At 59.4% G+C, this 9,895-nt stretch carries 9 protein-coding genes and 1 pseudogene; 8 read left to right on the forward strand and 2 right to left on the reverse strand.

Going from position 1 to position 9,895, the window contains the following annotated elements; genetic code table 11:
* Window positions 1-43: 43 nt before the first annotated feature.
* Complete coding sequence (locus tag KP010_RS09070; RefSeq protein WP_216280748.1) at window positions 44-247, reverse strand: hypothetical protein; 204 nt, start codon at window positions 245-247, stop codon at window positions 44-46.
* On the opposite strand from KP010_RS09070, the gene KP010_RS09075 reads away from it, so the two are divergent.
* From KP010_RS09075 to KP010_RS09100, 6 genes and pseudogenes are all read left to right on the forward strand, one after another.
* Window positions 228-2,039 (forward strand): ABC transporter ATP-binding protein, encoded by a 1,812-nt coding sequence (locus KP010_RS09075; RefSeq protein ID WP_210244298.1) that lies wholly within the window; start codon window positions 228-230, stop codon window positions 2,037-2,039. The two genes, KP010_RS09070 and KP010_RS09075, sit on opposite strands and share 20 nt — an antisense overlap.
* Before the next feature lie 176 nt (window positions 2,040-2,215).
* Window positions 2,216-3,121 carry a glycosyltransferase gene (locus tag KP010_RS09080; protein WP_142863402.1) on the forward strand — a complete coding sequence of 302 codons (906 nt, stop codon included), beginning with the start codon at window positions 2,216-2,218 and terminating at the stop codon, window positions 3,119-3,121.
* A complete protein-coding gene (gene wecB / locus KP010_RS09085) occupies window positions 3,118-4,236 on the forward strand; it encodes a non-hydrolyzing UDP-N-acetylglucosamine 2-epimerase (RefSeq protein WP_142863403.1) in 1,119 nt (372 codons plus the stop codon). Before KP010_RS09080 ends, wecB begins: the two co-directional genes overlap by 4 nt.
* Window positions 4,237-4,272: 36 nt before the next feature.
* Window positions 4,273-5,106 (forward strand): FkbM family methyltransferase, encoded by an 834-nt coding sequence (locus KP010_RS09090; protein WP_142863404.1) that lies wholly within the window; start codon window positions 4,273-4,275, stop codon window positions 5,104-5,106.
* Between the two features lie 159 nt (window positions 5,107-5,265).
* Window positions 5,266-5,508 (forward strand): annotated as a pseudogene (locus tag KP010_RS09095) (transposase); the annotation flags it as partial.
* A 246-nt stretch (window positions 5,509-5,754) separates the two neighbouring features.
* Window positions 5,755-6,129: a transposase gene (locus tag KP010_RS09100; RefSeq protein ID WP_253203847.1), complete on the forward strand. Its 375-nt coding sequence runs from the start codon at window positions 5,755-5,757 to the stop codon at window positions 6,127-6,129.
* Here KP010_RS09100 and KP010_RS09105 read toward each other — a convergent pair.
* Window positions 6,091-9,066: a Tn3 family transposase gene (locus KP010_RS09105; RefSeq protein WP_216280750.1), complete on the reverse strand. Its 2,976-nt coding sequence runs from the start codon at window positions 9,064-9,066 to the stop codon at window positions 6,091-6,093. The genes KP010_RS09100 and KP010_RS09105 overlap by 39 nt on opposite strands.
* A gap of 173 nt (window positions 9,067-9,239) precedes the next feature.
* On the opposite strand from KP010_RS09105, the gene KP010_RS09110 reads away from it, so the two are divergent.
* Window positions 9,240-9,626 carry a recombinase family protein gene (locus KP010_RS09110; protein ID WP_253203590.1) on the forward strand — a complete coding sequence of 129 codons (387 nt, stop codon included), beginning with the start codon at window positions 9,240-9,242 and terminating at the stop codon, window positions 9,624-9,626.
* On the forward strand, window positions 9,554-9,799 hold the full coding sequence (locus KP010_RS22715) for a helix-turn-helix domain-containing protein (RefSeq protein WP_281405396.1): 246 nt from the start codon (window positions 9,554-9,556) through the stop codon (window positions 9,797-9,799). The genes KP010_RS09110 and KP010_RS22715 overlap by 73 nt, the downstream gene beginning before the upstream one ends.
* Window positions 9,800-9,895 lie beyond the last annotated feature (96 nt).

Below are 9,895 nucleotides of genomic sequence, written 5' to 3' on the forward strand. Positions count from 1 at the left end.
ACCCTCTCCCAGCGGTTCCTTTCTGCCTCAGCGGCAGGAAAAGTCATAAGACAAGCGCTTTCCGATCGAACGGCATCGTTCGATCGATCAGAATTCGCTTCAACCAAAGAATGCTCGCATAGCGCTCCGGGTCGTCGACGATCGAGCCTTCGTGAGACGGGACGCGAGAGACTCTCGTCGCTGAAACGACATGGCAGCCGGACTGGAAAAACAAGGCGGATTTTACAATGGCTTCTTTTCCGATCATGAATCAATTCCTCGAGTCGGGCGGCAGACTCCGACGTCTGCTGACCTATCTTCCTCTCCGACGGCGCTGGCAACTCGTCAGCCTGTGGATCGCGATGTTTTGCGCCGCCGCAGCCGAGCTCGCCACTTTCGGCGCGGTCGCGCCTTTTCTCTCTCTGCTCGCCGATCCCGCGCAGACCTCCCGCTATCCATTTTTGCAGAGCCTGCTCCACGCGATCGGGCGGCAGTCGGGGGACGCCGACGTCATTCTCGCCGCGGCGACCGTCTTCGCCATTGTCGCAATGTGCGCGGCGGCGGTCAGAATGTTTGTTTCCTGGCTCGGCTTCAAATCGACCTTCGACATCGGCGCCGACATCGGCGCAGAAGTCTATCGGCGAACGCTCTATCAGCCATACAAATTCCATATCTTCCATAATACCAGCGAGATCATCGCCGGCCTCAACAAGACCCAAACCATTGTTGCCGGCGTCATCAGTCCCTTGATTCAGAGCGCGAACGCCGTCATCGTTTCCGTCGCCATCCTCATTGCGCTCATTTATGTCGACGCCGTCGCGGCGACCTTGTGCGGCGTTGGATTTACCCTGATCTACCTGGCGGTCACCGTCACCACAGGGGTTCGCTTGCGCGCCAACAGCAAGATGATCGCAGAAAATGAAGTGCGACGCGTTCAGGCCGTCCAGGAGGGATTGGGCGGCATTCGCGATATTCTCCTCGATGGCGCGCAGGAAGTCTATATCGCCCGATTTATGGACATCGAACGCGCACGACGGAGCGCTCAGGCGGCTAATTATTTCATAAGCGGTTCGCCGCGCCACCTGATCGAATCCGTAGGGATGATCTTGATAGTCGCTCTGGCCTATTGGCTGAGCTTGCGGCCGAGCGGATTGTCGGAGGCGGTCCCCGTGCTGGGCGCGCTGGCGATCGGCGCTCAAAGGCTGTTGCCGCAAATGCAGATGATTTACTTCTGTTGCGCCGCGTTGAACGCGAATGCGAGCAGCCTTACCGACGTCGTCGCTCTCTTGGAGAAGCCGCTCCCGGAAAACGACACGATGTCTTCTTCGGTCGATCGTCTGGATTTCAAAAGCGACATCATCCTCCGCGATGTGACCTTCCGCTATCATGACGACTCGCCTGACGCAGTTCGAAACGTGAGCCTTCGAATCCGCCGGGGCGATCGTGTCGGATTTATCGGTGCGACAGGTAGCGGCAAGAGCACGCTCATCGATCTCATCACGGGCCTCCTCGAACCGACGAGCGGGGTCATCGAGGTCGACGGGCGACGGCTCGGCCCGAAAAGTCACAAGGCGTGGCAGAGATGCATCGCGCATGTGCCGCAATCCATCTATCTCGCGGACGCGACCATCGCCGAAAACATCGCGTTCGGAGCAGATGTGCGTCATATCGACATGGAGCGCGTGCGCATGGCCGCAAAGAAGGCGCAGGTCGACGAATTCATCGATACTTTGCCTAACCAATATCAAACTCTCGTCGGAGAGCGTGGCGTGAGACTTTCAGGCGGGCAACGTCAACGCATCGGACTTACCCGTGCCCTGTACAAGCAAACAGATATCTTGATTTTGGATGAGGCCACGAGCGCCCTGGATGACGCCACCGAAAACGCAGTGATGCGCGGCATCGAGTCGCTCAGCCGAGATGTGACGGTGCTGGTGGTCGCCCATAGAATATCGACCCTTCGGGACTGCGACATCGTTCTCGAGCTCAAGGACGGACACCTCGTGCGCGAGGCTCGTTATCACGAATTGGACTATCGGCCCTCGAGCATGTCGGCCTGAGCAATCACCGCCTCGGAAAACGCTGTGCGGAAATCCGGACGGCCGGCGAATTTCCGGGGCGCATCAGCTCTCGCCCGACGCTCCACTCAGGTCCCGACAAAGAACGGCTTCTGCGTTCTTAGCTAAACTTCAGCTGTATCTCGCCCTCTCGCGAGGCCACCCAAGGAATAATTTGCATGCCTCGAGTTTCGATCGTCCTTCCGACATACAATGGCGCTCGTCATCTACGCGAAGCGCTCGACACATGCCTACATCAGACCTTCGGCGACTTCGAGCTCATCGTCGTGGTCGACGGCTCATTCGACGAGACCAAGGACATTTTGGCGACCTATGCCGATCGCCGCCTCGTGACGGTCATGCAGGAGAACCTCGGACTGCCTCAAGCGCTCAACTCCGGATTCGCTCGCGCGCGCGGCGTGTATTGGTCATGGACATCGGATGACAACGCGTTTCTGCCGAGCGCGCTGCAGACAATGGTCGACTATCTGGACGCGCGCCCGGATACGCCGATGGTGTCCGCCGACTTCCTCCGTATAGATGACGCTGGTCGAACCATCGGCTACGACGATGGCAATTGGGCGTGTTTTCTCTACCGCGCCGACGTCGCCCGACGTGTCGGAAACTATCGGCCAGAATACCGCCTCGTGGAGGACAAAGACTTTTTTCTACGGCTACAGCATGTCGGGGGTCCGATCGAGCGCATTCGGCAGCCGCTTTATCGATATCGTGACCACGCACGCAGCCTGACCCGCCAGGAGGGCAGTAAGCGCCACATAACGACGTTGAGAATGCATTACGACCTGATCACGCGAGGCATAGAAAAGCACCTAAACCTGCGCCAGCTTTTTTTCCACGAGCTGAACAGAACGGCCCTTTATCGCGACCATGAGCAAATGACAGAAATACTGACCTTCGCGCGAGAGACGAAGATGCCGTTCGTGTCCGCTCTCGAGTCCCGCGACCGACGCCTGCGAAGTCAACTCGGATGGCTGCTCAATCGCTTGAACGTCGCCGCGACGACGCGACGCGAAGAGCTGCAACGATTCCTCGCGCGTCGCGTCAGGGACGCAGTGCGCTCATGAGCCTCCCGACTGTCGCGGTAGTCGTCGGAACTCGCCCCGAGGCGATCAAGATGATCCCTGTGCTGAGAGCTCTGCGATCCGAAGAAGGGCTGCGCACGTTGCTCGTGTCGACCGGCCAGCATCGCGAGATGCTCGATCAGATCTTGGGGCCTTTCGAAGCGCGGGTTGATCATGATATGCGCCTCATGGAGCCAGGGCAAACGCTCTACAAGCTGTCGAGCCGCGCGATTTCCGCATTCGAGGCGATGCTCGTCGAGCACAGTCCACAACTCGTTCTGGTGCAGGGCGACACGACGACAGCCATGCTGGGCGGCCTCTGCGCCTTTTACGGAAAGGTCGCCGTCGGGCATGTCGAAGCAGGATTGCGCACAGGCAACAAGCTGTTTCCCTTTCCTGAGGAAGTCAACCGACGCCTGCTGTCAGTTCTGGCCGATCTACATTTCGCGCCGACCGAGGCCAATCGGCGCGCGCTCATGGCCGAAGGCGTCGCCGAAGACCGTATTTTCGTTACGGGAAACACGGTGATCGACACGCTGCGCCTCGCACGCGGAATGCGGGCGCCGCCACCGCCGGTCGCTATCGGCGGCCGGCGACTCGTTCTGGTGACTGCGCATCGGCGAGAGAGCTTCGGTGGGCCATTGCAGGAGATTTTCGCTGCGCTGTGCGACCTCGCGGACGCGTATCCAGACATAGCGATCGTCTATCCGGCGCATCTGAATCCCCATGTGCAAAGGCCAGCGAAAGAGATGCTCTCTGGACGACGGAACATTCATCTTTGCGCTCCTGTTGATTATTTTTCATTTGTTCATCTGATGTCGATGGCTGAGTTGATTCTCACAGACTCCGGCGGCGTGCAGGAAGAGGCCCCCAGCCTCGGCGTTCCGGTCCTGGTGATGCGAAACGAAACCGAACGAATGGAAGCGGTCGAGGCCGGCGTCGTGCGACTTGTCGGAACAAGGCGAGACGACATCGTTCGCGAAGCACGCGTCTTGCTCGACAGCGCCTCGGAGCGTCATCGGATGAGCGAGGCGATCAATCCGTATGGCGACGGCTTTTCCGGCGAACGCATCGCCAAGCATGTGAAGGCTTGGCTGCGCGCTCACGATCAACGATAACGTCGCTCCGCCTCTTGGATCGAAAAGGACAAAAAAATGGCGTTCAATATATTGGCCAATCTGAGAGCCGGCTTTCGTCGGGCCGACCCGCTACGCTACTTCGTCGCAAAAGTTCTGGTAAAGACCGGTCTATCCGTTCATGTGATCATCGATCGGGGATATTATAGGCTTCGTTTTTTTCCGTCGGGCGTAACCGGAGAAATGTTCATCGACGGCCCCTCGCGCCTGCGCGAAGACGAGCAGACTTTGTTCACGCTTTTGAATAAAGGCGACGTTTATGTAGATATAGGGGCGAATGTAGGGTCGCTTCTCTTCACAGCAAAGCATATCGTCGGAGTGGCCGGCTTGGCCATCGGCGTCGAGCCGCATCCGAGGATATTCGGCTATCTGAAATCGAATGCACAACTGAATAGCGCCGACGTGATCTTGTACAATGTCGCGATTGGATCAAGGATGGGACGTCTCAACTTATCCGACTCCGTGACGGATGAAATGAACGCCGTGCAGCCCGAAGACAAGGGCGGAATCTCCATCGAGGCCCAGACGCTCGACGATTTGCTTTACAGGATTGAAAAAATTGACCTTCTAAAAATAGACGTCGAAGGATATGAATTGGAGGTTTTGAAAGGCGCGGCGTCTGTTTTAGATCGAACAAGAATGATATATTTTGAAAGCTGGATAAGGCATAGTAGAGCTTTCGGATATACGACGGCCGACCTGATAACTCATTTGCAAGCAAGGTCATTCTCGATATTCAAGCGGGAGCAGGACGGGTGGAGAGCGATCGAGGCCGATCATGTCTCGCGAAATTGCGAAAATCTGCTCGCGATCCGCAATGTCGGGAAGGCGATTCAAGCTGAATGTAGGTGAGCAAAGGCTACGCGAGATCGAGAAGGCGCTTGGCTGACGCCTCTGCGCGACTGCTTTGGATTGCCAAAGCAGTCATGATCCTTTCAAGACGTTCGTAAGGCTCCGCGGTTCTGTCGCGAAAGGCTATGATCGCCGGACTGGGGCAGGCGGAATAGCAGGATGATCGATTTCAAGGGCAGCCATTTTGAACGCGAGGTGATCTTGTGGGGCGTCCGCTGGTATGTGGCGTATCCGATGAGCTATCGTCAACTCGAGGAAATGATGGAAGAGCGAGGCGTCGAAGTCGACCATTCCACGCTCAACCGCTGGGTCGTCAAGTATGCGCCTTTGCTGGAGAAACAGTTCCGTGCTCGCAAGCGCGCGATTGGATCCAGCTGGCGTCTCGATGAGACCTACGTGAAAGCTCAAGCATCCCCTCATTTTCTCACCCCACGGCGAGCACGGCGGCCGTGACCTTGTTTTCTGAGAGCGCAGCCTGGAAGCGCTCCATGAGCGCGGTCAAGTCTTTTTCCGGCATGTTGGGAATCGCGTCGTAATACAGGCAACCCTGGCGAAACAAGGTAAGCGTTCACCCGGCGCCATTCTGGCGGCGCATGGCGTGGAAGTGGTAGCGGTTGGACATGGATAGCAACATCTATGTCTACGCCTATGCGCAGAACTGACACGAACCAGTTCATCGAGGTCCGCGCCGAACGTCTCGAAGGAGCGCCGGTCGGAGAACGCCGACGTTGGTCGGAGGACTTCAAGGATCGAGCGATCACCGCGTCGCTGGAGCCCGGCACGAATATCTCGGCGCTGGCCCGTTCGCTGGATATCACGCCGTCGCAACTTTTTGGATGGCGACGCGCTGCCTCTCTCCGCGCGGAAAAGATCGAGCGCCAGTCGCCGGCGGAGCCGCGTGCGGCAAAGACGCGGCGCGTGGAGATAGAACTCGGCGGGGCGGTCGTGCGGGGGGTCATCGCAGAATCTGTTCCAAATCCTACGCTAAGCGGCTTCGAGAAAGTCGGCGCGGGGATTTCGTAGGGGCCTGAAGGCGGTTCGGAGGGGCTCTGCGGGCCAGATGTAATCGCCGTTGAAGGCGATATGCTCCCATCCGAGCGGAGCGACATGGGCGAGAGGCTCGTCGGAAAGGATTTCGCCGCGGAAGCGCAGCTCGTCGACGGCGCGGCCGAGATAGACGGTGTTCCATAGGATGATGGCGGCAACGGCGAGATTGAGGCCGGAAGCTCTGTAGCACTGGTTTTCGAATGTCCGATCGCGGATTTCGCCGAGCCGATGAAAGAACACGGCCCGTTTGAGAGCGTGGTGCGCCTCGCCCTTGTTGAGGCCGGCGTTGGCGCGGCGGCGCAGGGCGGGGTCGCTGATCCAGTCGAGCGTGAACAGCGTGCGCTCCAGACGACCGATTTCCCGCAGGGCTTTGGCGAGCGCGTTTTGGCGTGGATAGGCGGCGAGCCGGCGTATGAGCACGGACGGCGCTACGGTTCCGGCCCTGATCGACGCGCCCGAGCGAAGGATTTCATCCCAGTTGTTGCCGGGAAGGCGCGTATCGATGACGCCGCCGATCATCGTTCCGAGCGCTTTGTAATCCGCACGGGGATCGATGACATAGAGGCGACGATCGGCGAGGTCGCGGATGCGCGGTGCGAAGCGGTAGCCCAGCAGACCGCACAGGGCGAACAGGTGATCGATAGCACCGGCAGTGTCTGTGTAATGTTCGCGGATATTGAGCGCAGTTTCATGGTGCATCAAGCCGTCGAGCACGTGCGCGGCTTCGCTGGCGTTAGCGGCGATGACCTTGGTGTGGGACGGCGCATAGCGATCAGAAACGTGCGTGTAGAATTTCACGCCCGGCTCCGAGCCGTATTTTCCGTTGTAGTCGGCGCGCCCTTCGCCATGGCCGCCGGCCCTGAAAAACTGGCCGTCCGAGGACGACGCGTCGCCGTCGCCCCAGATTTTGGTGAAGGGCTGCGCATGAATGGCGTCGACAAGACAGGCGAGCGCCGCCTGATAGGTTTCATCGCGCACATGCCATTCGGCGATCCATAACAGCTTCGAATGGCTGAAGACTTTGGAGCTGCGGGCCATGCGTGCGAGACCGAGATTGGTCGCGTCTGCGAGCAAGGCTGTCATCATGGCTTGCGGATCGTCGGGCGGCGCGCCGGTGCGCAAATGTCCGAAGCGATCGGCGAAGCCCGTCCAGCCGTGGACTTCGGCAAGCAGCTCGGTGACGCGCAGACGCGGCAGCATGGCGTAAAGCCGGCGCGCAATTGCGTCGGCGGCATCGTTTTCCTGTCTACGAATGGGGCTGATCGACAGGCCTTCTTCGGTGAGTGTCGCTTCCGGCAGCTCGCCGGCGGCGGCAAGCTCGTCGACCTCCCAGAGGCGTGATTCCAGCAGCTTGGTTTTTTCGGCGCGCCAATCCTCGAAGCGATCGTCGACGGCAAGACCCAATTCGCCGGCGCTTCGGCGCGTGGCGAATGCGTCGGGCGGCAGCAAAAAATCGTCGAAGGCGCGAAAGGCGCGGCTACCCTCGACCCAGACGTCGCCGGATCGCAGACGCTCGCGCAACGTCATCATGACCGCGACCTCATAGGATCTGCGATCGACCCCAGTGTCGGTCTTGACGAACTTGCGCCATGCCGGTTTCAGGAAGGTTGTCGGCGGATGCGGCGGAAGCTTTTTGGCGCCGTTGGCATGAAGGCCACGCAGCATGTCGAGGGCGGCGAGCAGGGTATCGCTCTCCTTGCACGCGTGGAACGCGAACGCTCCGAGGATGAGCGGCGTCATGCGCCGCACGCTCGCGTATCGTTCCACAATTTCGCCGAGATTGTCCGGTCGCGTCGTCGCAACTGTTTTGTCGGCTTCATCCACAATGGCCTTCAGCCGCTTCCAGCCAAGCGCGCGCTCCACGGTTGTGACCTGATCTTCGCCATGCTCCTTGGCCGCCAACATGGCTCTGGCCATGCCAAGTAGCGCCCGCGTCGACGCGTCGAGCGTCTTGGCGCGCGCAACGAGGTTTTCCTTGTGCGTATTGTCGGCGCGACGAAACACGGAGCCGAGCATCTTGTCGAACATCATGAGCGTGGCGTCGGTAAGGATCGTTTCCATCTCGCGCGCGAATACGATGAGCGTCGCAAGACGGCGCTCCATATCGAAGCGTGAAAGATGTTGTGCGCTGAGAATGGTTGTTTCTCGTGCAATCGCCGCATAGCGGGCCTGATGAATGCGTCGCTCGCGATCTGGCCCGACGTCGAGCTTGCGCACATATTGCAGCCGTTCGACGAGGGCGACCAGATTTTTCTGGCGTGGCGCTTCCGGCCATTCCCGTAACCATGTGAGCGGGGTTCGGCTTTGTTCGTCGTCGACGACGAGCAACGATTCCAGCGCCGCGATCGTGCTTTTCGGTAATCCATCGACAAGATTCTTGTAGGCGCGCTTGCGGGTGAGCGCGCGCGCCGCCAAGGCGATTTTCTCCAGGGCGGCGGACGCTGGCAGAAGAATGCGGCGCTCCCGCAAATGTTCTATCATTGCGGAAACGATCGCATCGCCGCGGTCCGATCCTATCGCCTGTTCGATCGCCGCGTGAACGACGGCGCGCATGTCTTCACGTTGGAACGGTCGCGCATCGAGATAGGCTTGCAGTTCGCCGAGATGTTCCCAACGGGTTTCGCTGCGCTGACCGTATGAAGAAAAGTCTTCAGCGCTGCATCCCATCTGCAATGCTATGAAAGCCAGCATTTCGGGGGGAGGCGTTTCATTCGCGCCGAGCACGCCGCCGGGAAATCGCAAATAGGCGAGATGCACGGCAAAGCCGAGCCGATTGGCGGCGCGTCGACGTCGACGGATCAGCGCCAAGTCTTCCGGGGAGAACGTGTAATGGCGCACGATCGCTGCCGGTTCTCTCGGCGGGTCGAACAGCGCGGCGCGCGATTGCGGGGAGAGAATGTGACGCGGTGGCATGGACAGGCTCGAGGTCGAAATATGTCCATGAATGGTTCAATAAATTTCTGGACACAAGATAATTTACGGACGTATTTTATGGACGGCCTTCAGCCACTCGCGTGGCTCAAGATGCATTCGTCCACAAACCAATCGGTTTGTGGACGACCGGTCCGACATAGAAACCTCCGCCCATGTCCCACATCCTCGGCTACGCCCGCGCCTCGACCGATGATCAAGACCTCGCCAGCCAGAAGCAGCGCCTCGAAACGATCGGCGCGTTGCGCATCTTCGAGGATGTGGTCTCTGGAAAGACCTTTGTGCGACCTGGCCTCGCAGAACTCTTCGATTTCATCCGCCCCGGCGACACCCTCGCTGTCGTGCGGCTGGATCGGCTCGGGCGTTCGCTGCGCGAGCTGCTCGATGTCGTCGAGACGCTGAAAAAGCGCGGCGTGGCGCTCATGTCTCTGGAAGAAAAATCGATACATCGTCCGCCGCTGGCGAACTGGTGTTCCATGTTTTCGGCGCGATTGCGCAGTTCGAGCGGCGTCTCATCGCTGAACGCACACGCGACGGCATGAACGCTGCGCGCGCCAAAGGCCATAAGCCCGGCCGCCCCGCTCTCGATCGGGAAAAGCTGGACGCCGCCCTCCTGCTGGTGAAAAGCGGCATGTCGCCAACACAGGCGGCGCGGCAAACCGGCCTCGGGCGATCAACCGTCTATCGCGAAATCCAAGCCGGCTCGAAAGCCTGAATCCTTAGCGTAGGTTTTGGAACAGATTTTGCGATGACCCCCGTCTCGCCATCGGCCGCGCTCACGAAAGTGTCGCCACGAAAACGAATGACATAG

Origin of the sequence: Methylosinus sp. KRF6, from assembly GCF_018887255.1 — a bacterium.
GTDB lineage: Bacteria > Pseudomonadota > Alphaproteobacteria > Rhizobiales > Beijerinckiaceae > Methylosinus > Methylosinus sporium.